The organism is Neolewinella persica DSM 23188, assembly GCF_000373105.1.
Taxonomy (GTDB): Bacteria; Bacteroidota; Bacteroidia; order Chitinophagales; family Saprospiraceae; genus Neolewinella; species Neolewinella persica.
The window spans coordinates 96,964-122,081 of the sequence record NZ_KB890423.1 but is presented as its reverse complement, the minus strand read 5'-3'; the positions used below and the strand labels follow the sequence as shown (position 1 = coordinate 122,081).

Genomic DNA, 25,118 nt, shown 5'->3' with positions numbered 1-25,118 from the left:
CCTCGCCCGGCATGAAACATCATTCTAGTTCAAAAAATTAATACATAGCGAATTTGAAGACATCTTACCGTTGCTGAGACATCAAAAAAGGCTTAATTTTCCAGAAACCTAGTGAAAATACCGCATCAAACCACTCTTAATAAAATAACAAAGCAGTGAAACATACCACCAAAGAACACCAGCGACTCGAACAGCACTACACCAAGGAAAAGCACTGGATGAAGTGGGGCCCCTACCTGAGTGAACGGCAATGGGGAACGGTGCGGGAGGATTACAGCGAAAACGGAACGGCATGGGAATATTTGCCTCATGACCACGCCCGCAGCCGCACCTATCGTTGGGGAGAAGACGGCATCGCCGGCATCAGCGACAATCATTGCCATTTATGTTTTAGCGTAGCCCTGTGGAATACCCACGACCCCATCATTAAGGAGCGCCTTTACGGCTTGACCGGTAACGAAGGCAACCACGGAGAAGACGTGAAGGAACTGTACTACTACCTGGACAGTACTCCGACGCATTCTTACATGAAGCACCTGTACAAATATCCGCAGGCAGCTTATCCGTATGCTGACCTGGTGAGCACCAACAAAAACCGTTCGAAAGAAGAAGGCGAATACGAAATACTGAACACGGGGGTCTTTGACGACGGCAAGTATTTCGACGTATTTACCGAATACGCGAAAGCCGACGAAAAGGACATCCTGATCAAAATCACAGTCCACAACCGAGCGGCTGAGGCAGCGTCCATTCACCTATTACCGACGCTCCTGGTTCGTAACCAATGGTCTTTTGTAGACGTAGAAAAGCCCATCATCGAGCTGGATAAAGCAACCAAGAAAACGGGGAGCGTAAAAGTTCAGCACGACCAGGTCGGGACCTACCATCTGTATTTCGACGCCGTCGAAAACGTGCTGTTTGCCGAAAACGAGACGAATACGGAGCGGATTTTCGGTACCCCCAATGCCAACCCGCTCGTCAAGGACAGCATCAACGATGCGGTTGTCAGTAACGATTTCGAAGCCGTCACCTCGGTAAAGTCCGGCACTAAGTGCAGTCCTCATTACCAGTTCACTATCGAAGGGGGTGACTCGAAGGAGATTCGTTTACGGCTGAGTGCCAACGCCGTTAAAAAAGACCCGCTGGGCAAGGCGTTCGATCAGGTTTTCGCCGACCGTATCCAGGAAGCCGACGACTTTTACGCTACCCAGCACGACGATGACCTCAACGATGACCTCAAGAACATCCAACGGCAGGCCTTTGCCGGGATGATGTGGTCAAAGCAGTTTTACTACATCGATATCCCGACCTGGTTAAACGGTGACCCCAAACAACCCAGCCCACCAGAAAACCGGAAAAATGGCCGTAACAGCGACTGGCAAACACTGAATAACGAGGATATTATCTCTATGCCGGATAAGTGGGAGTACCCCTGGTATGCGGCCTGGGATCTCGCCTTTCACTGTGTCCCCATTGCTAAGATCGATCCGGATTTCGCAAAAAAACAACTCATTCTGTTCCTGAGGGAATGGTATATGCGGCCCAACGGTCAAATCCCAGCCTACGAATGGAGTTTCGGAGACGTAAACCCACCCGTCCACGCCTGGGCCTGCCTCAAGGTCTACCGTATGGACAAAGAAAGCAAGGGAGAAGGTGATGTTATGTTCCTGAAGCGCGTCTTCCAGAAGTTACTCATCAACTTCACCTGGTGGGTCAATAAAGTTGACACCAACGACAACAACATTTTCGAGGGAGGCTTCCTCGGACTAGACAACATCGGGATCTTCGACCGGAGTGCAACCATTCCTGGCGGTGGTCACCTCGAGCAGGCCGACGGAACGGGTTGGATGGCGATGTATTCCCTCAATATGCTCGACATGGCGCTGGAAATAGCCCAAACCGACAAAAGCTTCGAGGATGTTGCAACGAAGTTTTTCGAGCACTTTGTTCTTATCTCCGAATCCCTCAACAGCATTACCGAAAAGTACGAAGGTTCGTGGGATGAGAATGAAGGTTTCTTCTACGACATGTTGGTACTGCCTGATGGTTCCAGGACTCCGTTAAAGGTGCGCTCTCTGGTTGGCCTCACCACCATGTTTGCGACCATGGTGATGGACAAACGGCGATTAGAGAATCTCCCCGATTTCATGACGCGCTTTAACTGGTACCGGAAGCATCGGCCTACTGCCGACTTCTCCGTCAGCATCGAAGAGTCGGAAACAACCGGAGACATCCTTCTCGCGCTTGTGCCCAAATACCGGTTGGAAAAGATGCTGGAAGCACTACTCGATGAAGAGGAGTTCTTTGCGCCGGGAGGTATTCGTTCGCTGTCCAAAATTCATAAGGACGGCTATTCCATCCAAATCGCCGGCGAAGAATTCGGCTTGAAGTATGAACCGGGAGAATCCAGTTCTGGCTTGTTTGGGGGCAATTCCAACTGGCGAGGCCCCGTATGGATGCCCATGAACTATTTAATCTTGGAGTCCTTGCATCACTTCGATTACTTCTATCAGGGGACACTCGGCGTCGAGTGTCCGGCGGGAAGTGGCCGGGCAGTCGACCTCCACCAGGCGTGTCTTGACATTACCCACCGTCTTGTCTCCATTTTTACCAAGGACAAAAACGGAAGACGTCACGCCCACGGGGAGGCGACCATTTACCAAGACGACCCTCACTTCAAAGACCTCGTCCTTTTCTATGAATACTTCCACGGGGATAACAGTCGGGGCGTTGGTGCATCCCACCAAACGGGCTGGACGGGCATCGTCGCTGAATTGATCACCCAACTAAAATAGCGCTGTTATGATAGATTTCAAGCAACCTGGTTTTGAGGAAACCTCCGCAAAGGAATGGCTGATCACAAATGGTATCGGTGGGTATGCCTCCGGTACGGTGAGCGGTGCCAATACCCGACGTTACCACGGCCTGCTCGTAGCTTCGGCCAACCCGCCGACGGATCGAAGCGTGTTGGTCAGTAAGATCGAAGAACGCATCGGTTCCGGAGAAGACGAGTGGATCGACCTTTCGTCCAATCAGTTCCCCGACAATACGGTGCATCCCCGCGGCTTCGAGCACCTGACCGGTTTTTCCGCCAGCCCGGTACCAAGTTGGGAGTACGACACCGGGGAACACAAATTGAAGAAGTCCATCCTGATGGAGTACGGCTCCAACGCTGTTATCGTAACGTATACCAACATCGGCGATGCCACCTTTGATCTGGCCATCACTCCTTACTTTGTGGACCGTGACTACCACGCACTTTTCAAAGTAAACGAGCAGTACGACTTCTACCATGAGGAGGAAGCTCAACAACTTAAAATACACGCTCGCTACGGTGCCAATCCGCTTTTCTGGTTTTTCGGTAAGGGCAAGTTTACTGCTCAAAAGCACTGGATCGAAAACCTTACTTATACCAAGGAGGAGTACCGAGGATTGGATTTCCGGGAGGATGCCCGCACCATCGGTGAAGTAACCAAGACTATAGCGCCGGGCGAGACCTACCACTTGATGTTTTGCGCAGATAAATTCGTTGTCGGCCGCCGGGTCGATAAGTTGGTCGCCGTGGAGCTGAAGCGGCTTAAGGCAATTTCGCAAGGCCAGGATGATGCATTTCTGAAAGATCTGCTGGTGGCCGGTGAGCAATTCATCGTTCGCCGGGCTTCTACAGACTCCCATACCATTTTGGCGGGCTACCACTGGTTCACCGATTGGGGTCGGGATACAATGATTGCCATGCGGGGCCTGTGCATTGCCACCGGAAAAAAGGAGGTGAGCGCCTCGATCATCAATACCTTCCTTCATTACCTGGACGGAGGTATGCTGCCGAACCGTTTTCCGGACGACACCAACCAGGAGGTTGAGTACAATACCGTGGATGCGACTCTCTGGCTTTTCGTAGCGATGTATGAGTACCACCTCGCCTTTGATGACCTGGACTTGGTGAAGGAAAACCTGGACAAGCTGGGCGATATTATCCAGCACCACTTAGATGGTACCCGCTACAACATCCATACCCTCGACGAAGGATTCCTTTACGCTGGCGAGGAAGGTATCCAACTTACCTGGATGGACGCCAAGGTGGACGGCTATGTGGTCACTCCTCGCCACGGTTGTCCGGTGGAAATACAGGCACTATGGTACAATGCCCTCAAAATCTATCTGTATTTCTTTGATAAAGTGGGGCTGGCAAAAAGCGATGAAAATCGCAACCGTGTACTGGAGGTCAGTAAAGCCATAAAGGCCAACTTCAAGAAGCACTTTATGAACGAAGCGGGTTACCTGAACGACGTTGTGATTCCCGGAAAGCCTGCGGACGAGTCAATGCGGCCCAATCAGCTGTACGCCCTCAGTCTGCCCTTTCCACTACTCAGTAAGGCCGACGGAAAGTCTGTTTTCAAAGCAGTGCAGGCGCAACTATTTACTCCCCTGGGCTTACGTACCCTGGCCCCGGACCATCCCGACTTTAAGCCTACTTACGGAGGCAACACCTGGGAACGGGATACCGCCTATCACCAGGGGACGATCTGGCCCTTCCTGCTGGGGGAATACTATGCGGCTCAGCGTAAGCTCTTCGGGAATACTCAAAAGATAAATAAAGAGATCGAGGCCAATCTGGAACCCCTTAAAAAACACTTTTACGAGCAGGATTGCTTGCACGGCGTTTCCGAGATATTTGACGGTTCCGAACCTCGGGGTGGCCGGGGAACGGCTCATCAAGCTTGGTCCGTAGCAGCCGTTATCCAAACCTTGCTGGCCGGATAAATAAACAGACTACCCTTTTCTAAAAAACAAAGACAAATTATATGTACCAAAAACCAAATTCAAGACTCATAAACCAGACTTGCATCGTCACCGGTGCCAGTTCGGGTATCGGAAAAGAGGTCGCCATTGCGATGGGTAAAGACTGCGCTAACGTGATTGTAAATTACCTTGACGATAAGGAAACAGCCGAAGAGATTGCCCACGAAATTACTTCCATGAAGTATCATGGAACGGCCATTGCGGTTCAGGCCGACGTCAGTAAGGAAGACCAGGTACAGGCCATGTTCAAAACCGCTAAGGATAAATATGGAACCGTTGATATCCTCGTAGCTAATGCCGGTTTGCAGCAGGACGCCGCCTTTCACGAGATGACGTTGAAGCAGTGGCAAAAGGTGATCGACGTAAACCTGACCGGTCAGTTTCTTTGCGCCCGGGAGGCCGTTAGGGAATTCCTGGGCCGTGGAATGCGCCCGGACGTATCTCATGCCCTGGGTAAAATAATCCACATGAGTTCAGTTCATCAGATCATTCCCTGGGCGAAACATGCTAACTATGCGGCTTCCAAGGGAGCCATCGTAATGCTCATGGAATCGCTGGCGCAGGAATACGGCCCGCAGAAAATCCGGGTGAACAGCATCGCTCCAGGAGCGATCAAGACGCCAATCAACAAGGAAGCCTGGGGTACCCCCGAAGCCCTGAAGGAGTTAAACAAGCTAATTCCCTACAACCGGATAGGCCAGCCTTCTGACATTGGTTCCGCGGCCGTCTGGCTGGCAACCGACGAGTCGGATTATATAACAGGGACTACGCTCTTCGTCGATGGTGGAATGACCTGCTATCCTGGCTTTACCGTCAATGGGTAAGAAGGCAACACTGCTCATTCAACTTCCTTTGCACCTGCGTTCGCGCCTGATTATTCTTAAAGTATTGAGGAGGGCGCGGCCGCAGGTGCAAAGGAAGTTGGGACGGCAAGGACACGAAAGGGAGTTTACCAGAAATTAGCGCCTTTTTAGCCAGAATCAACGGTGCAGAAGCCGCTAAAACCAATATTATGAAGACCGAGAATGTAATGAAGACCGAACTTAACATCCCCGCTACCGATCTGCCGCGCGTTGTCGTTATCGGAGGAGGTTTTGGCGGGCTGAACTTTATCAAGCAGTTAGATAATGTGCACTATCAGGTAGTGTTATTTGACCGGAATAATTTCCACACCTTCATTCCACTATTGTATCAAGTGGCCACTGCTGGTTTGGAAGCGCCCAGTATAGTTGGGCCTCTTCGGAAAGCTTTGCGGCGGAAGCAAAATTTTCACTTCCGGATGCTGGCCGTCCGCGACATTAAGCCGGAAGCAAAGGTCGTAGTTACGAGCGCAGGTTCCGTAAGCTACGACCACCTCGTCATCGCAACGGGAACGGAAGCTAATTTTTTTGGAAACACGGAAATCGCAAAGCTCGGCTTACCGCTTAAGACCCTCGCGGACGCGCGTCGACTGCGCAATCACTTGTTTCAGACCCTGGAGCGCTTGGAACTGACTTCCGCCGAAGAAGAACGCCAGCGACTACTGACGTTCCTCATTGTTGGCGGCGGTCCTACCGGAGTAGAAATGGCCGGTGCCTTGGCAGAACTGCGTGACCATGTCTTGAAACGGGACTACCCAGATAGTGACATTGGTAAAATGCGTATCATCCTTGCTGAAGGGAGCGATCAGCTGCTTGCTGCTTTCTCCGATAGGTCAAGTGAAGATGCCCGGGCGGATTTAGAAGCGATGGGGGTCGAGTTATTTTTCGGGCAGTTTGTGGAACACTATGACGGAAGCGTCGCCACATTCAAAGGGGGAGAGAAGCTTCCCTGCGCTACCCTTATCTGGGGCGCGGGTGTTAAAGGTTGTTTGGTGCCGGGACTCGTAGAAACGGCCGTTGCCCGGTCGCAGTACCAGGTAGATGATCACCTCTTAGTAAACGGGTACGATAATATTTATGCTTTGGGTGACGTGGCCCATCGTACTACTGAAGATTGGCCACGTGGCTATCCCGGAGTTGCCCAGGTAGCCATTCAGATGGGAGAAAGGCTGGCGAAAAACCTAAACGCTCAGGCTGCCGGTAAGGAAGCCACTCCGTTTACATACCTGGACAAAGGAAATATGGCCACAATCGGTCGTAATAAGGCGGTGGCTGATTTAGCTAACGGCTGGCACTTTCGTGGGTTTCTGGCCTGGATATCCTGGGTAGTAGTTCACTTGTATTACTTGATAGGTTTTCGTAACCGAATGCTAACGCTGTATAGCTGGGTTAGTAATTATTTCACTTATTCACGCTCCATCCGCCTGGTTATGGAACCAACATTAGAAAAAGAACTTGTTGACGAGACCGACGCTGCTAAAGAATGAACCTGACTGCCCACTGCTTGGAAGATGAAGGATTTTAAGAACGGTGCGCGGTCGCAGGTACAATGGAAAAATAAATAACTATGAACGAAAGAAAAATAGTCTTGATCACAGGACTTCTAGGACTACTAGCCAGCATAACCGTAGGCTTCGGGGAGTTCCTGTTGCATTACAGTTCTACCATGACGGAGAATACGGGGAACTACCATTTCTTTGCCAGTATCCCCAAACAGAATTTGATTTACGGCCATTTTATAGCGGTAGCCGGTACGCCGTTTTACTTCGTTGGGTACTACCACCTATATCGGATGCTGAAAGGTAAAGACAGCCGGTGGGCGGCGGCGGTTTTCTGTTTAGGGATCCTGGCGTTTACCGTCGGCGGGTTCTGGATTTCTTCAAGGGCGTTCCTAGGTACCATCGTTCAGCTCGGCGGACAGATTGAAGCGGGAGTCTATCAGGAAATACTTGACAACTACACCCTGATCAGCGAATCGTTGGTCACTGCACTACGAATCATCATATTATTATTGTCGGTTGCTTTCGTAGCCGCTATTCTGAGAACCTCCACCTATTATGACCGGTGGATGGCCTTCTTCAATCCGTTCGCGCTGCTGTTACTGGTTTTCGGGATTTATTTCGCGGTACCCGTCGTTGGCCGCTACATTGCGCCCATCGCCATGAACGTTGCACACTTTGTCCTCTTCAGTGTTTCCTTAATTCAATTCAATAAAAACTACCAATAATTATGAAGTACCTAAAATATATTTTATTCTTTATCATAGGTATGGTTTTACTTATGATGATGGTTGTCGCTTTCATGTTTGGGACCGACGGAAATGATCCCTACGACAACCCGATAAGTGAGGAGATGATACCCGTATTTAAGGAAATACCCCTTGGCTTCACACACCAATTTAATAAAGATAAATCTCTTCCCGTAACGGCTTCCTGCCTGATCGACGTGGACAACGACGGAACGGATGAACTATTCCTGGGCGGCGGTTTGGAGCAGCAAGATGAATTGTTCAGCTTTAAAGACGGAGCTTTCCGGTCTGTTGGCAAATCCTTTGGCCTACCGGTAAAGGAAGGCGTAAGTACCCTCGCTGCCGCCTCCGCGGATTTTGACAACAACGGCTTCTCTGACCTCATCATTTCCCGGGAAGACGGAGTAACCATTTATTATAACTCCGGAACCGTTTTTTCTCCAAAGAAGGTCGAGTACACAATGGCCAGTGACGCTACTCCGCTTGGGTTTGCGATCGGTGACATCAATAAAGATGGCTTTCTCGATATCTTCCTGTCTAACTACATCCGCAAAGCGCAAATGCAGGGGCAGAATAATTTCACCGCAGACTATGGCCCGGCGGATCAGTTGCTGATGAACAATGGCGACAACACTTTCAGCGACGTAACCCGGCAAGCGGGTCTCTACTACGAGCACAATACCTTTATGGGGGTATTTGTCGACATAGACAACGATGGCTCCCTTGACCTCATCGTCGCCCACGACACCGGAGAAGTAAGATCGTACAAAAACAAGGGCGACGGCACCTTCAACATGATGCCCAACCCCACCACCGGTAAATTCGGTTACCCGATGGGCATTGCCGTGGGTGACTACAACAACGACGGTTTGGTAGACTTCATGTTCTCCAACACCGGCTCCACCGTGCCCCACTTCATGGCCAGCGGAAACATTGAGGACAAGAGCCTCTTTAATTCCGACTGGTTCTTCTTTGAGAATAAAGGCAACTTTGTTTTTGAAGATGTCGCGGGTAAGGTTAAGGTCAAAGACTTTGAGTTCTCCTGGGGTGCCGTATTCGCCGATATGAACAACGACGGCTTACAGGACTTGATGGTCGCTGAAAACTATGTTGCCCTGCCACCGCATAAGATATTCAAGCTACCCGGCAGGATGCTAATTCAGAAGGAGGATCACACGTTTGGAGCTACCGAAGACGAAAGCAAAGTCGTAAATAAGCATTATGGTATTACGCCGCTGGTAACTGACTTCAATCAGGATGGTTACCAAGACCTGGTATGGGTCAATATAGACGGCCCCGTCAACGCCTTTCTGAATGAAGGAGGAGACAACAATTACCTCCAGCTGACCTTCCCTGAAAACTTCGAAAACATCGGTGCGAAGGTTAAAGTAGTTACCAGCTCCGGTAAAACCATCACCGAAGATTACGTCATCGGTGAAGGTCTTGTCTCCGATCAGAGTGCGACGGTACACTTCGGTTTAGGCAAAGATGACATCAAAAGTATTCAGATAACCTATATCGACGGGCGGACACAAAACCTCGATGACGTGAAGATCAATGCAAGAACGATGGTTCCGAAGATGGTCGTGTTGGCGCAACAAACAACAGATAACGAAACGGAATGAGTAAAGTACTCTATTACGCCATTTTCCTGATTCTGATGTTTGGCATATACGGTGCGGGCAGACTTTCTTACCGGCAATTTCACGCTGGTGATATTTGTCCGGAGCTATTAGGGATACCCGCCTGTTACATTATTCTGGCCTGTTTCCTGATCCCGTTCTTCGCTCAGTTATTTGAGTTGAACCAGGTGCTGTTCTTTACCGGAACCATCCTGGCGTGGAGTATTGCGGCATACGGTACCACTACGCAACTCATGGGCACTGCCGAGTGCCCTAAAACGAGCAATGGTACACCCATGTGCTTCATTTCGCTAGCAATTTTCACTTCGCTCATTTTATTAAAAATTGCAGAAAGAAGCATTCCGCTACAGCCACTGGAGTAAGTCGCGAAATTCGGGCCGAGACTGCTTAAGCCTCTCCATTTGTTAATTCCCTACTCTCGATACAAGCCAACAGATACACACAAATCAATTAAATGACTTCCGAGGAATTACAACGGCTCAATGGCCCATTGTATCAAGAATGTATCGGCTTAGCCATCTCTTTAACTAAAGAAAGGACATTGGCGCTGGACCTGGTGCAGGAGTCTTATTATCTAGCACATAAGTACCTGCATAAATACGAGGATAATACTAATCTTAGTAGCTGGATAAAACGAATTGTGTACAATACGTTCGCATCGCATTACCGTAGAGATAAGCGTCGTAAAGAGTTACTATCTGAAAAACCTCCTACTGACAGTTGGATCAATCAAAATACCGTGGAAAATCCAGTGATGGGTAAACTGTGTGCTGAAGATCTGTCTTTGTTGATAGAGCGTATTCCTCAGATTTATCGAAAGACTTTCCTGATGATGCTAAGGGGAATGAATTATCAGCAGATATCGAACTGTCTGGACGTGCCGGTAGGCACGGTGAAGAGCAGGGTATTTACTGCAAGGAAACTTTTACGAGTTCAAATTTCAGACTTATAGCCACTACTAATTATTGATCCATATTAACGCAAAACTTATTAACATGCCTAACCAACTTCCGCTTCCCAGCTTATACGGTGCCGACTGGTGCCCGGATTGCCGCCGTGCAAAAGACTACCTCAAAGCCAATGAAATAAATTTTAAGTTGTTGATTTAGACCTTGAAAAAGAAGCAACAAGATTATTTGAGCGGATAAACGATAGCAAACGAATTATTCCAACGCTCACGCACTTGGGAAAGAACTTCTCAAACCCGGATAACCTCACGCTCGCTGATCTGTTTGGCATAAATGAAAACGTGGTCGTCCGGATGTACGCCGGGAATACTTAAAAGATTTGGTTTAAATCAATTAGTAAGATGAGTACTATTAGAAAAACGGATATAAAAATCCCCAACTTGACTACAGATCAAATGATCGAGGTCGATCGGCTAATGATAGAAGTATACAACATTGAGTTGATTCAAATGATGGAAAACGCGGGACGCTGCCTGGCGATGGTTGCGGTTGAAGAATTCCTGAAAACGGCGCTTGAAAATAAAAAGGTAGTTGTTCTGGCAGGAAATGGTGGAAATGGTGGTGGTGCGTTGGTATGTGCCCGCCGCCTACATAGCTTAGGCTGTAACATTTACGTTTACCTTGCTAATGCTGACAAGATGACCCCTGTACCAAACCATCAGTTGTCTATTCTGAAGAACATGGGTGTCCCGATTGTCGATCCCGAATACCTTGATAAAGTTAGTTCTGCGGACCTGATCATTGATGGTCTTGTAGGTTACAGTATTAATGGTGATCCGAGAGGTAAAGTGAAGGATATGATCGATTGGGCAAACGAACAGGAGGCACCTGTATTGGCTTTGGATACTCCCTCCGGTCTGGACCTGACCACCGGTACGGTACATAACCCGACCATAAAGGCTGCCGCAACACTTACCTTAGCCTTGCCAAAGCATGGCTTATTTGAAAAAAAGGCAGTGCCTAAAGTGGGGAATTTGTTTCTGGGCAACATCAGTGTTCCTCCTGCCCTATACGGTACTTCAACTATCGGATTGTTGGTCAGTAGTCAGTTGTTTGTTGAGTCCGATGTTGTACGTCTCAGCTAGTGGAGAGGGAAATAGCAGTATCTCAACAAGCTTATTTCAATCCATCGGTGTCGCTATCGCGATTGACGATAGAATCCAACCGGCCATGAAGAACAATTCCCCGTACGAATACACGATCGGATTGGGGTTTTCTTCATCGTTCTTCATCCAGTAATCCCCACGCTTTCGGTCGCCGAATATGGTCTTCTGCCCCGCTATCGCAAGCATAGCCCCCGCGAATGCTAGGTAAATGGACACGTCTTTTTCAAACCCGATATTAAATGCTAGCAACAAAAAGAGGACGACGAACCCCATTGACAGCTTAGTCTTCAGAGGATAATTTCCTTTGTACAGTGCGGTCTGAATCAGGATACCCGCCATTACGGCTTGCAACAAACTATTTATTAGTAAAAGCCACTTGCGCAGGTCGGGCTGTACAAAAGTGTTGTCGATAGCTACAAAACTTGACAAGCCGAATATTGTCCACATGGTAATGAATGGAATTGGCGATTCGAAAAACCGACCGAAGTAGGTACCGTTAGTACCGAAGCCCACGTACTTGGCGCCTTCGTCGTGTGCATAGTCGATCATCATGACCACGGGCACCATACCGCAGCCCGCAAAAAATGCCATGGCCGTGCGCAGATTAAAATAGAAGGGAATTCCGTTTTCTAGTGTCCCTTGATTTGTGGATGCCATGCCTACCCAAAAAAGAAACCACCCAAAGACGAAAAGCGGAGCACCTGGATTGTAGACGACCGGGTTTGGGTTCGGACGACCATCTTGTTCCCAAGAGTCCCCCATCTTCCGGAATTTCCACAGTATGCGCATGGCTGCGATTATTGACATCGCGCCTAAGCCACAAAAAACGTAAGCGAGTGTTCCTAGTTCGGAGGAGAGCCCCGTAGCGACGGTTAGCCCAACCCACGAAAGCATAAAAGCCATCCCCAGTTTTTTCTTTTTATCCGCTTTTCGGTTCATTACGGCATCGCCCATGGGTACGGAAGCAACGATGCTTAGGATGACGGAAAGCACCATGGCTGCCAGTATGGGAGCACTCAATTCTACCGTAAACTCCCCACTCGTAGGAAACAGATAAGACGCGGAAAAAATCAACCACCCAACTATAAACACGATGGGCATCGGAAACGCTGCCTCTTTTTCTTTCTGCGGAATGGTTACTTTTCCCGATCCGTCTGAGTTTGATTTGGCGCGCTCATAGGCTTTTGATCCCTCCTCGTCCCATGACCTGTCGATGTGCCAAACTCCTCCGATGATGGTTACGATTCCTACTAAAGATAAGATGGAGCGGGGTCCAAACTCGATGAAAATATCTGGCATTACTTTTAGTTTCGATTACAAAAACTGTCAAGGCTGACTCAAGCAAACATTTTCTTACTTGCTGCGTTAATCTACTACTTTTTTACGTGTTTGTCCAAGAACTTATGTTAAACATCATGCACTAGAGCCACCAGCAACTTCTGGTGGCCAAGCGTTGAAAGCTTCTCGCTCATTCCAATATACACTGCTTGAAAAATGGCTAGTGAATAATTGTAGGAAGGTGAGTTTTACTTGAGTTCGTTCAATGATTATGATGCTATAGTAATGATTAGGGTTTAAGGCCTGAGATTAAGAGAATATTAATTATAGGAATAAATGTTTTGCAAATTTTAATACAACCACTAAAAGCACGGCCAGATGCGGTATCAAGAGAACTATCCCTGATAAGCCAAATGCTCTTGCCTCACTATCTCTGCCAGACTCAGTCTTTGAAAATGCATACTGTAGCCAGAACGTTGCAACTGCAGTGGTGACGAAGTAAAGCAGCGAAACGAAATCCAGACCTTGTACGTCACTTTTAGCAATCTTTGCCAGGCCTTCACCAAGCTTCATTCCAATCAATAAGTACAACATCAAATACAGCATAATTATCAACAGAAGGCAGCTGACAACTAATTTTTTAGGGTTCGGACGCATGATCGCTAAAATGCGCTTTCACCCCTACCCTACAACGGGACGGGAAGAATTTTCTACAAAACTCTAGTTAACATAATAATATAAAATCAAATTTTCCATTCTCCTTATTAAGGCGATTCGAGCGTCTTATTCATGCTTTAATGAGAAATAGTAATTGCTTGTTATTGGAACATCAATTAGCTTTCGTCCAGTAATCCATAACCAGAACATCAGCTATTATTGGCCCCACTTTTTTCACCAGATCTAAATGTGCTTTGTGAAATAAATAAACTTCTCTGGCGTGTTCATCATTGAAGGTCAGGATAAACGAATGAGTAAACCCTTTACTGGCCCCTTCCGTACTGTCGTTTATTCCCCATTCAATATTTGCAATGCCCGGGATTTCGTCTTTAAGGTTTAAAAACGTTTCAACCGCATCGTCAAGTTCCGCTTCCGTGGCCTCTTCCTTGTATTTCAGGTTGACGATGTGTCTTAGAACTCTCTCGCTTCGATCAATTCCAGGGGCAACCTTGTAAGCAGCCACTTTATGCAAATCGAACCGATTAGATCCCGCAATGAGAAAGTTGTCTTCGCCTATTGTATGAGACCTCAAGCCGTAATAAATAGAGAATCCAGTTTCTAAATAATTGATGGGACTAAGAATTCCATTTTCGTCAAGCTTGCAAAGTTGAATACTGGCATCGTCTCTCGTACCAACCGCCAGAACGGCTTCGTTGTCGGTTACTGAAACTATTTCGATTCTGGTTTGCCCTGATAGTTTCGTGCCGTCATCATCTTTTAGCGTGAAATGAAGCACCAAAGCTCCCTTTTTATTGATCTTAAAAACACTTACGGCGTCACCGTGATAGACGAAGTCCTTGTTTTTTATGAAGCTGCCAGCTCTATCGTAGTATTTATGATGCCTGTGACCGACGATGACGTAATAATTGCCTCCCAATTCTACTCCGGTTACGGGGTAAGCGCCCGTTAGGTACCTGTCCGTAGTGTTGTCACTAATGTTATTAATGTTTTTGAACCGACCATCTTCATCAACTCTGAAACTACTGACGCCATTATCTTGGAATCCCCCAGTATATAAATACGTTTTACCCTTGATTTTATGCGTAAACATCCCAATGATGCCGTCCGTATGAATTTTCTCATTGTCTGGCATAGACTGGACGTGGGTCAACTTGCCATCATCCTCAATTTTAAAACTACTCAACCCCGGAGTTTCTTCTAGCCCTCCAATGAAAAGGTAGGATGCCTGTTCCATATGAACGACCTGCAAAGTAATGGCGGTACCCAGATAAGTCTCCTCCGTATCTAAGGTTAAGGAGACTTGCTCAAGGGATCCATCATCCAGGATCTTAAACGTTTCAATGGCATCCCCGTGCTTGTTGGCTACGAATAGGAAGTCTGTTCCGTTAATGTTGTCGGCAACCATGCCTCTGGCTGGTCCTTCTTTTTTGTATAGTTCATGGGTGCTCACCGGTGTTAGCTGCCCTTCTTTATTTAAGCTGAATACATCAAGGCCTCCAAAGCCTCCCACGTACACGAAATGAGATTCGTTTTTTTCGTAACTGGTTATGGTAACCGTATTGTTAGCGGATATGCTCTTGAAGTCTTGCCGGTAGAGCATCAGCTCATCCGTTGTTTGAGACAAACAGATTTGAGACAATAGCATTATGCCAAAAAGAATAGTGTATTTTATACTAGGCATGATTTTACTTTTAAGTACAACAGTGATGATCAATGTTTTAAGACAAGAATTACTTATCTGTAGCTAGACTTTTGAGCCTGCTTTAATATACCTCTCCCAGACTACTGGACATTTTTGGTTTTCAACCTCACCCCCCGCCCTCTCCGGTTCGTTTCGCCAAAAGCGCAACGGAGAGGGAGCCAAAAATGTCCAGTAGGATGTTCCTCTCCAAAAAAATAGTTACTCGATTATAGCTTTTGCCCCCGCAGTAGCAATGGCACGATCTTGTTCGATTGTGCCTCCGCTGACACCTATCGCTCCGATAATGGTTCCATTTTCATCTTTGATTGGGACCCCTCCGGGAAAGGTCATAAGTCCTCCGTTAGAATGTTCAATATTGTAGATGATGCCTCCGGGCTGCGTCAATTCCCCCAATTCGCCAGAGTCAATATCGAAGTAGCGTGAAGTTTTAGCCTTTTTGATGGCCACGTCAATACTTCCTAAAAACGAACCATCCATACGGATGAAGGCTTTTAAGTTCGCTCCTGCGTCAACGACTGCGATGTTTACCAAAACATCCGATTTTTCAGCATGCTTTTTTGCCGCCATCATCGCCGTCAGGGCTTCTCCGTGGGTAATGTCATAGGCGTTTTGGGCATGAACACTACCAACACTAAGGAGGACAGCTAAAAGCAATGTTTTTATATTTACGATACGTTTAAAACTGTCTTTCATAGTCCGTTATTTAAGCGCTATTTGATGTTTTATTTACGCAAATGTCTGGATTGAATCTGATGAAAAAGTTGAACAAGTTCAACTGCTGATAACTATGCTTACCAGTCGTAAATTAACCTTCAGGCTAAAGCCTGCTCAACAGCAACCCAAAGGCTGCCGAACAGTCACACAGCGGTCTTATGCGAAAATTTGGTTTACGCCCGTTAAAGCAGTTTCCTACGTGGCCTTATTTGAGTTTTTAATCTTACTCAAAAACTCATGACTTATTCCCAGATAGCTAGCGATATGTTTATTGCTCAATTTTGTGCTGATGTTCGGATACGCCTCAATAAAATGGAAGTACCGTTCTTTGGCGGTCAGACAATGATTGCGTATCAACCGTCTTTGCCACGAAACCAGTGCTTTTTGGAATATAATCCGAAACAGCTTCTCCACTACTGGAAGCGAATCATACAACTTGCTTTTGCTTTCCTTGCTAATCAGGAGCACTTTACTATCCTCCAGCGCTTGTATGTATAAATCCGAGGGCGTTTGGTTCATAAAACTATCGATGTCCATCAACCACCAACCTTCAACTGCGAAGTATAAGTTGATCTCATTCCCTTTTTGATCTAAGGTAAATACCCTGAAGCAGCCCTCTAAAACGAAGCCCTCGAACCTACAGGTCTTACCTCCCCTTAATAGAAAAACCTTTTTACTAACTTCTTTAAGCGTAAAACAATCACTGATGGTGTCCAAATCCTTGTTAGAAAGTGGCAGGTAATTGTTTATGTTTTCTCTTAGTAAGTGGTATGGCATTGTCGTCTTCTTTGGCCGTAGGGTGGGTGGTGCCCTCTACCGGAACTTCGGCACCGTCCTCTATGTCACGAGGAAAACCTCCGTTGTTTCACCGAAATGAATGGTCTTGATGCAAATATGCAAGGTTTTTCTGTATAGCATGAGATGTAGATATGTGCTCGTAATTCGTATGGTTACACCTTTTCATACCCATCGAATCAGTTCCCCATCATTATAAAAGCATTTTGCGGGGACGCAGGAGCAAGGAAGGGGTTCAAAAGCAATAACAGTTCACTAACCAGCAATATTCCCTACCTTTCCCGTGCCCATACATACAGAGTACCAAAAAATGTCAGAAACGCCTACCCCACCGGATTGGGAAGACCTCGTAGATAGTATCCGCGACGGAGAAGCCATCCTCGTGTTGGGGCCAGACGCTATTCCCTACTACCGGGGCGCAGAGCAAACGTCCTTCAGTGAGTTGGCGCGGACGCGGGTGCAGGCTGAGGTTGGAGAAGGTATCGGACATTTCTACGAGCGCGATAACCTCTTCCAATTTCGGGACGCTAAGGCCAAACGCCGTGCCCGCAAGTGCATTCGGGAAGTAGCCCGAACCGACGAATGGCAACCTGACGCTGAGCTACTCCGACAGATCGTCGCCATCCCCTTTCCCGTCATCCTTAACCTGAACCCGGACAAAAGAGTGTGGGACGCCTTCGTCACTTACTGGCGCGAGCCGCAATTTGACTACTTCACTACCCACGATAAGCCAGAGCTAAAAGAACTCGCCTACCCCAATGGCAAGGAGCGCCCCCTCCTTTACAACCTTGCCGGTAGCGCACTGGATAAGATGGATTCTACCGTCCTCGATTACCACGACCTTTTCGACCGGCTCAAATACCTGCTTTCTGACACCGGGGTTCCCCGCGAACTGACCGACAAACTCAGGGAAGCAGACCACTTCGTCCTCCTCGGCGTGGAACTGGAACGCTGGTACCTCCAACTCTTCCTGCACTACATCAACCAGCTCGACAGTCCGTTCAATAATTACAACCAGAATTACCCCATCCTTTGCGACCTGAGCGATAACAACCGCCAGTTCATTCTCAAGCAATTCAACATTACCCACCAGTCGCTATCCCGCGAAGATTTCTCCGACATCCACGCCGCTTGCGCGGCGAGCCCCGGCCTGCTGCGCGAGCTAACCGAGCCGGACGCTCCAGCCGCCATCAAGGTTCGTCAGTTGTTGATTGCGGGTGATTTTGAACAGGCTTTCACGGCCCTTAAAGGCGTGCTTCTTTCGAAAGAAACAACGACTACCCTACCGCTTTTGCAGGGGCAGTATCGCGACTATTTAAAAACACAACAAAATGGTACAGCCTCCGCCGAAGATCTCCGGTTGGTGCTGAACCGCATTCGTTACGCCCTCCTATCTCTGGTCACCAAAATCCCCGTTGATGGCTAAGGCAGCTAACCGCAATCGTTACCCCGGTGTCCAGCCCTTCCGGACGGAGCAGCAAGGCATCTTCTTCGGCCGCGAGGAGGATACCCAACGCCTATTCAGTACTGTAAGCGGAGAGCGACTGACCGTGCTCTACGGAAAGTCCGGCTACGGCAAGTCTTCCCTCATTCAGGCTGGCCTTTTACCATGGATGACCGCTGAAAATGATCGGGGTCGCCGCTTGTACCTGCCTTTGGTGATCCATTTCAACGCCTGGCAGGCCGGAGCAGACCTCTTCGACAAGTACCGTTTCCAGCAATCTGCCGCCTTGAAGGCATGGGGCATCGCACCCACCAGCACCAACTTGCCCGCTACCCTACCCAAAACACTCTGGGGCGACTGGAAGCGCCAAAACCTCCCCGACAACGCCCACCTGGTCCTCATCTTCGATCAGTTCGAGGAATTCTTCACCTACCCCACCGATCAACAGGCCGCCTTCAAAGAACAACTTGCGGAACTGCTGTACACAGATTACCCCCGCTACCTTGAAGAGAACGACGACAAGCTGGAGGAAGAGACCCTGAGCTACCTCAGTCGCCGAATCGACGTTCGTGCCCTCTTTTCCATCCGCTCCGACCGGCTCAGCGAGCTCGACCGGTTACAGGACCGCCTCCCCGCCATCCTCCATAAACGCCTCCAACTCGGCCCCCTCTCCCCTACCCAGGCACAGGCAGCCATCGTGCAGCCTGCACTGCTCGGCGCTGTAGCTACCGGAGGCCATGATTTTGCCTCCCCACCCTTCGAGTACCGTCCCGATACCCTGGCTCACCTCCTGAAAACCCTGCAAAACTCCCAGCCCGGAGCCGGTGGTGGCGTAGAAGCCTTCTTGTTACAGGTATTCTGCAACGCCATCGAGGCCCGCGTAATCGCTGGCGAGATCCCGGACCGGGACGGCAACGGCTTACCCGACGTGGAAGTCTCCGACCTGCCTGCGACGAACCAGGTCATGGAAGACTATTATGCCCGCCAAATCGGCGCGGTAGCCCCCGGCCTTCAGCCCGTGGCCCGTCGGATGATTGAAGATAGACTCGTTCAGGTAGCGGAAGACGGAACTGGCCTCCGCATGAGTGTGGATGGGCGAGCACTCCTTCAGGAGTACCGCTTGGAAGGAGTAGATCAGCCCTTTCTCGACAGATTAGTTGAAAGCTACCTCCTCCGTCGGGAGCCGAACAGCACTGGCGGCTTGAGCTATGAGCTGAGCCATGATACGCTATTGGTTCCTGCCCTTGCTTCGCGGAAGGGCCGTGAAGAGAGGCTTGCGGCTGCTTTGTTGGAAGAGCAGAAATTGGCGGCTGAGGCTAAGCTGAAGGAGCAGGAAGCGGTGCTGCTGGCGGAGCAAAAAAAGCGGCGGCGGGAGCGGTTGTTTGGGGGGGTGATGGCGGTTTTGGCAGTTTTGGCTGTGGGGGCTTTTGTATGGGCTTTGGGACAACGGCAGGAGGCTGAAGAAGCGCAGGCGGATGCTCAGCGGAAGACGATTATTGCAGATAGTTTGCGGCTGGTGGCAGAAGACAATATTACCGAGGCGAAACTACAGACGAGTATTGCCGTGGCTGCTAAGGATACGGCTGATCAGCAGCGAGAAATAGCCAATGAGCAAACTCGCCTGGCCACCAGTGCCCGAAACGAAGCAGTGGAGCGCGCCGCCCGCGCCGCCGCCCTGAATGAAGCCCTGGCAGAAGACGATGCCTTCCAGTATTTGCTGGACCGGGGGAATGACTTCTTCGGTGAGGGCGCTTGGCGGGATGCGGTTACTTATTGGGGGGCGGCGCGGTTTTTTGCGGAAGAAGGTAGTTTGGAAGAAGCCCTTGCGGAAAAATATTTAGGAATTGCTAAGGCTACGGCAAAGAAGGATGAGCAAATTCTTAAAGGAGAAATTGAGGAATCGTTAGCTGGTTTTAGGGAGCTTTTAATCAAACAGGATACTTTTTTGCAGTTTACAATGACTGAAATACGGATTGCACAGCTGGAGAGTACTTTGGGGATTTGGGAGCGGGAGGTCGGAAGTCGTGATTTGACGGATATTGATAGTATTTATCTTGGGCCAGTAAGAAATGATTACCCGTTAGGAATTATTAGTATTCCTAAGGCAATAAAAAAATTAGACAACTTAACAAATCTTGTAATTAGTAGTAATTATAATTTATTCGCCTTGCCCTCTTGGGAAGGGCTGGAACAACTGCAAAAACTTGAAATTAATAGCAACGACGTCTTAAGCGACTTACCCACTTGGGAAGGGCTGGAACAACTGCAAAAACTTGAAATTAGCGGCAACAACGTCCTAAGCGCCTTACCCTCCTGGCAAGGGCTGGACCAACTTCAAAAACTTGAAATTAGTGCCAGCCACAACCTGGATACTTTACCCTCCTGGCAAGGGCTGGAAAAGCTACAGCAACTTATACTTCATTACAATAATTCCTTAAGCGACTTACCCACTTGGGAAGGGCTGGAACAACTGCAAAAACTTGAAATCACCAACAATTATAGTTTATACAATTTACCCACCTGGCAAGGCCTGGGCCGACTGCAAAAACTTGTAATTAGCGGCAGACTAGACACCTTACCGGCTTGGCAAGGGCTGGAACAACTACAGACACTTGAAATTAGCAACAATAGTAGTTTATGGGAATTACCCAATTGGCAAGGGCTGAACCAACTTCAAAAACTTGAAATCTGGGGTAATAACGCCTTAAGAGACTTACCCACTTGGCAAGGGCTGGACCAACTTCAAAAACTTGAAATTAGCGGCAACGAAGTCTTAAGCGACGTACCCACCTGGAAAGAAACCATAAACCTCCAAAGGTTAAACATTAATTATAATCGCTCGATTTCATCCTTGTCAACATCACCCTGGTCAGTAAATATTGACACTCTTTTTGTCGAAAGAAATGCTCTATTAGATAGTCTTCCCCCCTCTAATGTGAAGACAAACAAGATAAACGTACTGTTTCTCGTAATGAATGGGGATAAAGACAAGCAAATTACCTTGAACGACTGGCTCGGGTTTGCTGAAATCAAAGAAATATATTTAACTAGCCCAATTTACGCACCTCCCGGACCGTATCTCACCACTTACAACACCTCCCCCAACATCCACACCCTCCCCAAAACCTTCATCAACCTGGCCCCCACCCTGAAAATCCTCGACCTGCGCGGCACCAGCATCCCACCCGAGGAAGTGGCCTACTGGCGGAAGGTGCTGCCGGATACGGATATTCGGTATGAGATGGAGTGAGGATGGGGTGGCTGCAACTTTAGTTCCCCGGCACTTGTGCCGGCCCCATTTATCAACCGGCACAAGTGCCGGGGAACAATACCTGAGATATGCAGAAGGTAAAGCGGCCTCCCAAACTATTCTACTAAAACAACCCACCGAGTAACCCGAAACCTACCGCCACTAAGCCGCAGCAAATAACTCCCCCCAGAAAGCATAGAAGTCTTACACTCAATGGTCTCCCGTCCCTGAGCAGCGAATTCCAGCACTACCCTACCGGTAGTGTCAACCAACTGCAGCTGAACCCGGTCCCGCTGCATTTCGCGCGGCACTTCAATGGTGAGTGCCTTGCCCCGGTTAACCGGATTAGGATACACCTGCACCGGAAGTCTTTCCGGAGAGGCCGTGCTGACCGGCAAGCCGTTATAAGCCCCAATATTAGAAGGTTCCGTAGTAGACACCCACTGCCCAAAGAAATCCCGACCGCCATGATTGCTGTACCCATCGAACGGATGACTGACGGCTGGGTCATAGATCAATTTTCCGGTACCTATCGCCGGACTACCAGCTAAAAGTCGAACGTCCTCCCAGTCCCTTGGTGGGGTCTTTTCATATCGTGGGTCTTCGTGAAAATCTGTAACTCCCTGATAGACTTCCCCATCCGTGTCCCGGTTAGCAATATTGCCGAACCAGATGTTGTGGCTGAAGTCATTTAGTCTGGGGTCATTCTTAATGAACACGTCACTGAATTCATTCGCTACGTAGACGATGTTGTTATAGATCCGGGTGTTTTTCGTTACGGCCTCAATCCATATCCGTGGGGCGATCGTGTCTCGTACGTACACTGAGTTATTGTAGATAAAAACACTGTCGGAGGCTGCGGGCTGGTTTACCGTCCCGGACCAGCCACCGACCCAAAAGATTCTACCCAGTTGCGGGCCCCGCATCCGCCAGCCGTCTCCGACACTTACGTTGTAACGATATCCGACGTTCCTGTTGCCGCCCAGGATTTCCACAAATCCCCCTTCGTTGTCTTCGCTGTAATTGTACTGATACACCACATTGCGGTTGCCAATATCGATGTGCATGCCAAAGGAATCTTTAAAGCCCCGGGCGTGCAGGAATCGATTGTTTTGCACCGTCAGGTTGGTCGTGCGGTATGCCCACAAACCGCTTCCCCTTGCTGCCATACGCGGGTCGAGGTTAGAACCGGTATGATCAGTTATGTTGTCTTCGACGAGGATGTTCCGGCTATGAGCGGCCATGACCATACCAGCTCCGCCCACGTGTTGAAACAGGTTACTCCGCAGGGTAAGCTGGTCGGTGGCACCAATCACCACGGCATGGCGGCCGGTGCGGGTAAAAAAGCAGCCTTCCACGAGCATATCCCGGAAGTGAATGGGATGTTCAGGATTGAATCCGGAGTTTTTCGTTTTGATGGCGTGGGCATTAACCCCCGTTTGATCATCATCGTTTATTTGCTGGGTGGAGTAAATATTCCGAAAGGTCAGGTTGGTGAACCGGTAGTGATCGAAAGTGGTCCCGTCCGTGAAGGTATTGACCAGGTAAAGGCCATACCGGAGTTTCACGGAAGTGCCAGGTTGAGCAGGCCCTCCGTCGTTTTTAATTTCAAACTCAGAGAGGTGGACCTGACCACTGTTTTCGAGGAGGATGGTGGCTAAATGGCCGTCACCATCAATCACCGGCCGCTCCCCTGTCCCATATCTACTGATTACAATCGGAAAGCCCGGATCCCCACTTTCGTTGACGAGTCGAAGTTGACCAACAAAGGTCTCTCCAGCGTGAAAAAGCACGCTGTCACCGGGTTCCATTAACCGGGCGTTCACTTTTCCGATGGTTTGCCAGGCTGATGTGGCGCTCAGGCCGTCATTTCCATCATCCCCCGAGGAGGTGCTGACGTAGAAGGTGGTGGCTGAAAGGGAGCCGGACAAAAAGAACAGGGCCATGAAGACCAGGAGAAGTGATCGGTTAAGTAGTAGAAGACGCATAAATTAATCGTTTGGTCGGGTGAAACGGTTTGGGTGAAGGGTGCTGTAAAGAGAATCCTGCAGGAGACCGAGGAATACGGGGTCCTGGTTGTTCGCGTTCCAAGCCTCCCAGGCTTCTTCCAGGCCTTTCACCTTAGCAGCCTGTTGCTCCACCAGGTTATTTGCTTCCCCAATGTCTTCGCCCAGATCATACAACTGCGGCCCATCCTGAAAACTGATCAATTTATCTGTCCCTCTCCGGATAGCATGTCGCTGTTGATCCACCTTCTTCCAGAAAAGCTGATTGTGTGGCAGACCATCAGCCGCTCCTTTGAGGAATGGCAAAAGGTCAACACCATCTAAGGGGTTCTTTGCCGGGTTACCACCTGCCTGTTGGCCAGCCATGGTACCCAAAATGTCCAACGAGCTAACCATTTCATCGTATCGAAGACCTGCCGGGATTTCCCCTGGCCATTTCATCGCATAAGGAACCCGAATGCCTCCCTCAAAAAGATCGCCTTTCCTGCCACGTAAGGCCCCATTATCCGAACCATTAACGTGTTCCGGCCCACCGTTGTCGGAAAGAAAAACGACCAGGGTGTTTTCTTCCAGATGGAGTGCTTCCAGCTGATCAAGGATGCGCCCTACCCCATCATCGACGGCACTCACCATGGCGGCGTAGGTTCGTCGGCGTTTGTTTTCAATGTGGGGGAATCGATCAAGGTATTTATCGGTGGCTTCCATTGGCGCATGCGGCGCATTATATGCCAGGTAAATAAAGAAGGGGTTGCCCTGGTACTTCTCAATATAATTCACCGCCTCGCGGGAGAGCGCATCGGTGAGGTACTCCGTTTCCTCGATCCGGGTTTCGTTCCGCAATAATTTTGTGCGGTAGGCAGCGTATTGGCTATTTACCTCGTATTCGTCGGCCAGGGTATAGTCCTTAGGAAAATACCGATGCCCGCCGGTAAGGAAACCAAAGAAATCATCGAAGCCCTGTACCAAAGGCCGCTGGCTTTCGTGCGCACCGAGGTGCCACTTGCCCAGAGCTGCTGATTTGTAGCCCACCTTGTGCAGGACCTCAGCAATGGTCTCTTCCGCTACCGGCAATCCCATATCGGGGTCATTGGGGGCAAAGAGTGGATTACGGGAGAAGCCAAAACGATCCTGGTAACGACCGGTGATTAACCCGGCGCGGCTGGGGCCGCATACGGGGTAGCTAACGTAGCCGTTGGTGAAGATCACGCCTGCTGCCGCCAGCCGATCAATGTGAGGCGTGGGGATGTCCTGGCAACCGTTGAAGCCTACATCGCCATATCCCAGGTCATCAACTAATATAAGGACGAGGTTGGGCGGGCGGTCAGTACTGGTCTGCGGGCTTTTGCAGGCGGGGAGGATCAGGACCAGGAATAATAAGAGAAGCGGGAAGCGCATGATCAAAGTTTATGGAAAGGTGGCTGGTTTTTTTGTTTGGCGGGAGGAGGGCAAGAGAAGGAGGCGCGGCCGCAGGATGCAAGGAAAGGTCGGAAGGCAAGGAAGAGACCTTCAGTGTGCCGATACTCACGGGCAAAGCTCCGTTCGTACGGAATAAGTCAGGAAGTTTCTGAAATGAAACATAGTTTTCACTTCACTAGCAGGTTCGTCGGTAGCGCTTGAAGGCGCTCA

General features: G+C 49.2%; 19 protein-coding genes. 12 read left to right on the top strand and 7 right to left on the bottom strand.

Annotated elements, in window-relative coordinates:
• The first annotated feature begins 155 nt into the window (after positions 1 to 155).
• The 10 genes from B036_RS0108355 to B036_RS28550 all read left to right on the top strand — a co-directional run bounded on the left by B036_RS0108355 (position 156) and on the right by B036_RS28550 (position 11,604).
• A complete protein-coding gene (locus tag B036_RS0108355) occupies positions 156 to 2,795 on the top strand; it encodes an MGH1-like glycoside hydrolase domain-containing protein (protein ID WP_020568246.1) in 2,640 nt (879 codons plus the stop codon).
• Positions 2,796 to 2,802: 7 nt separating this feature from the next.
• Positions 2,803 to 4,761, top strand: a complete 1,959-nt coding sequence (locus B036_RS0108350) for an amylo-alpha-1,6-glucosidase (RefSeq protein WP_020568245.1) — start codon at positions 2,803 to 2,805, stop codon at positions 4,759 to 4,761.
• A 41-nt stretch (positions 4,762 to 4,802) separates the two neighbouring features.
• Complete coding sequence (locus B036_RS0108345) at positions 4,803 to 5,624, top strand: SDR family oxidoreductase (protein WP_020568244.1); 822 nt, start codon at positions 4,803 to 4,805, stop codon at positions 5,622 to 5,624.
• A 188-nt stretch (positions 5,625 to 5,812) separates the two neighbouring features.
• Positions 5,813 to 7,147, top strand: coding sequence for an NAD(P)/FAD-dependent oxidoreductase (locus B036_RS0108340; protein ID WP_157472083.1), 1,335 nt, complete (start codon positions 5,813 to 5,815; stop codon positions 7,145 to 7,147).
• An 80-nt stretch (positions 7,148 to 7,227) separates the two neighbouring features.
• Positions 7,228 to 7,887: a DUF6796 family protein gene (locus B036_RS0108335; protein ID WP_026231806.1), complete on the top strand. Its 660-nt coding sequence runs from the start codon at positions 7,228 to 7,230 to the stop codon at positions 7,885 to 7,887.
• Positions 7,888 to 7,889: 2 nt separating this feature from the next.
• On the top strand, positions 7,890 to 9,533 hold the full coding sequence (locus B036_RS0108330) for a CRTAC1 family protein (protein WP_157472082.1): 1,644 nt from the start codon (positions 7,890 to 7,892) through the stop codon (positions 9,531 to 9,533).
• Positions 9,530 to 9,913 (top strand): hypothetical protein, encoded by a 384-nt coding sequence (locus B036_RS0108325; protein ID WP_020568239.1) that lies wholly within the window; start codon positions 9,530 to 9,532, stop codon positions 9,911 to 9,913. Before B036_RS0108330 ends, B036_RS0108325 begins: the two co-directional genes overlap by 4 nt.
• A gap of 92 nt (positions 9,914 to 10,005) precedes the next feature.
• Complete coding sequence (locus B036_RS0108320) at positions 10,006 to 10,503, top strand: RNA polymerase sigma factor (RefSeq protein WP_020568238.1); 498 nt, start codon at positions 10,006 to 10,008, stop codon at positions 10,501 to 10,503.
• A 43-nt stretch (positions 10,504 to 10,546) separates the two neighbouring features.
• The gene (locus tag B036_RS34510) at positions 10,547 to 10,660 is read left to right on the top strand and encodes a glutaredoxin family protein (RefSeq protein WP_020568237.1); all 114 of its coding nucleotides are present in this window, start codon (positions 10,547 to 10,549) and stop codon (positions 10,658 to 10,660) included.
• A 239-nt stretch (positions 10,661 to 10,899) separates the two neighbouring features.
• Positions 10,900 to 11,604, top strand: coding sequence for an NAD(P)H-hydrate epimerase (locus B036_RS28550; protein ID WP_169435041.1), 705 nt, complete (start codon positions 10,900 to 10,902; stop codon positions 11,602 to 11,604).
• 36 nt (positions 11,605 to 11,640) lie between these two features.
• Here B036_RS28550 and B036_RS0108305 read toward each other — a convergent pair whose 3' ends face one another.
• The 5 genes from B036_RS0108305 to B036_RS0108285 form a co-directional block, all read right to left on the bottom strand.
• Positions 11,641 to 12,924 (bottom strand): hypothetical protein, encoded by a 1,284-nt coding sequence (locus B036_RS0108305; protein WP_020568235.1) that lies wholly within the window; start codon positions 12,922 to 12,924, stop codon positions 11,641 to 11,643.
• 303 nt (positions 12,925 to 13,227) lie between these two features.
• Positions 13,228 to 13,560, bottom strand: a complete 333-nt coding sequence (locus tag B036_RS0108300; RefSeq protein WP_020568234.1) for a hypothetical protein — start codon at positions 13,558 to 13,560, stop codon at positions 13,228 to 13,230.
• Between the two features lie 172 nt (positions 13,561 to 13,732).
• A complete protein-coding gene (locus B036_RS0108295; RefSeq protein ID WP_211217380.1) occupies positions 13,733 to 15,295 on the bottom strand; it encodes a Dabb family protein in 1,563 nt (520 codons plus the stop codon).
• 186 nt (positions 15,296 to 15,481) lie between these two features.
• Entirely contained in the window at positions 15,482 to 15,976 is a 495-nt protein-coding gene (locus tag B036_RS0108290; RefSeq protein WP_020568232.1) for a GlcG/HbpS family heme-binding protein, read from the bottom strand.
• Between the two features lie 216 nt (positions 15,977 to 16,192).
• Complete coding sequence (locus tag B036_RS0108285) at positions 16,193 to 16,774, bottom strand: Crp/Fnr family transcriptional regulator (protein ID WP_020568231.1); 582 nt, start codon at positions 16,772 to 16,774, stop codon at positions 16,193 to 16,195.
• A gap of 328 nt (positions 16,775 to 17,102) precedes the next feature.
• On the opposite strand from B036_RS0108285, the gene B036_RS0108280 reads away from it, so the two are divergent.
• Positions 17,103 to 18,218 (top strand): hypothetical protein, encoded by a 1,116-nt coding sequence (locus tag B036_RS0108280; RefSeq protein WP_020568230.1) that lies wholly within the window; start codon positions 17,103 to 17,105, stop codon positions 18,216 to 18,218.
• A complete protein-coding gene (locus B036_RS0108275) occupies positions 18,211 to 21,486 on the top strand; it encodes a leucine-rich repeat domain-containing protein (RefSeq protein WP_020568229.1) in 3,276 nt (1,091 codons plus the stop codon). Before B036_RS0108280 ends, B036_RS0108275 begins: the two co-directional genes overlap by 8 nt.
• Positions 21,487 to 21,602: 116 nt before the next feature.
• On the opposite strand, the gene B036_RS0108270 is transcribed toward B036_RS0108275, so the two are convergent.
• Positions 21,603 to 23,474: a right-handed parallel beta-helix repeat-containing protein gene (locus tag B036_RS0108270; RefSeq protein ID WP_083926163.1), complete on the bottom strand. Its 1,872-nt coding sequence runs from the start codon at positions 23,472 to 23,474 to the stop codon at positions 21,603 to 21,605.
• A gap of 3 nt (positions 23,475 to 23,477) precedes the next feature.
• A complete protein-coding gene (locus B036_RS0108265) occupies positions 23,478 to 24,887 on the bottom strand; it encodes a sulfatase-like hydrolase/transferase (protein ID WP_020568227.1) in 1,410 nt (469 codons plus the stop codon).
• Positions 24,888 to 25,118 lie beyond the last annotated feature (231 nt).

Bases quoted from the DNA above. Each gene is read 5' to 3' on its own strand.
- B036_RS0108350 (WP_020568245.1), top strand. From the start codon at position 2,803: ATGATAGATTTCAAGCAACCTGGTTTTGAGGAAACCTCCGCAAAGGAA.
- B036_RS0108345 (WP_020568244.1), top strand. From the start codon at position 4,803: ATGTACCAAAAACCAAATTCAAGACTCATAAACCAGACTTGCATCGTC.
- B036_RS0108340 (WP_157472083.1), top strand. From the start codon at position 5,813: ATGAAGACCGAGAATGTAATGAAGACCGAACTTAACATCCCCGCTACC.
- B036_RS0108335 (WP_026231806.1), top strand. From the start codon at position 7,228: ATGAACGAAAGAAAAATAGTCTTGATCACAGGACTTCTAGGACTACTA.
- B036_RS0108330 (WP_157472082.1), top strand. From the start codon at position 7,890: ATGAAGTACCTAAAATATATTTTATTCTTTATCATAGGTATGGTTTTA.
- B036_RS0108325 (WP_020568239.1), top strand. From the start codon at position 9,530: ATGAGTAAAGTACTCTATTACGCCATTTTCCTGATTCTGATGTTTGGC.
- B036_RS0108320 (WP_020568238.1), top strand. From the start codon at position 10,006: ATGACTTCCGAGGAATTACAACGGCTCAATGGCCCATTGTATCAAGAA.
- B036_RS34510 (WP_020568237.1), top strand. From the start codon at position 10,547: ATGCCTAACCAACTTCCGCTTCCCAGCTTATACGGTGCCGACTGGTGC.
- B036_RS0108305 (WP_020568235.1), bottom strand. From the start codon at position 12,924: ATGCCAGATATTTTCATCGAGTTTGGACCCCGCTCCATCTTATCTTTA.
- B036_RS0108300 (WP_020568234.1), bottom strand. From the start codon at position 13,560: ATGCGTCCGAACCCTAAAAAATTAGTTGTCAGCTGCCTTCTGTTGATA.
- B036_RS0108290 (WP_020568232.1), bottom strand. From the start codon at position 15,976: ATGAAAGACAGTTTTAAACGTATCGTAAATATAAAAACATTGCTTTTA.
- B036_RS0108285 (WP_020568231.1), bottom strand. From the start codon at position 16,774: ATGCCATACCACTTACTAAGAGAAAACATAAACAATTACCTGCCACTT.
- B036_RS0108280 (WP_020568230.1), top strand. From the start codon at position 17,103: ATGTCAGAAACGCCTACCCCACCGGATTGGGAAGACCTCGTAGATAGT.
- B036_RS0108275 (WP_020568229.1), top strand. From the start codon at position 18,211: ATGGCTAAGGCAGCTAACCGCAATCGTTACCCCGGTGTCCAGCCCTTC.
- B036_RS0108270 (WP_083926163.1), bottom strand. From the start codon at position 23,474: ATGCGTCTTCTACTACTTAACCGATCACTTCTCCTGGTCTTCATGGCC.
- B036_RS0108265 (WP_020568227.1), bottom strand. From the start codon at position 24,887: ATGCGCTTCCCGCTTCTCTTATTATTCCTGGTCCTGATCCTCCCCGCC.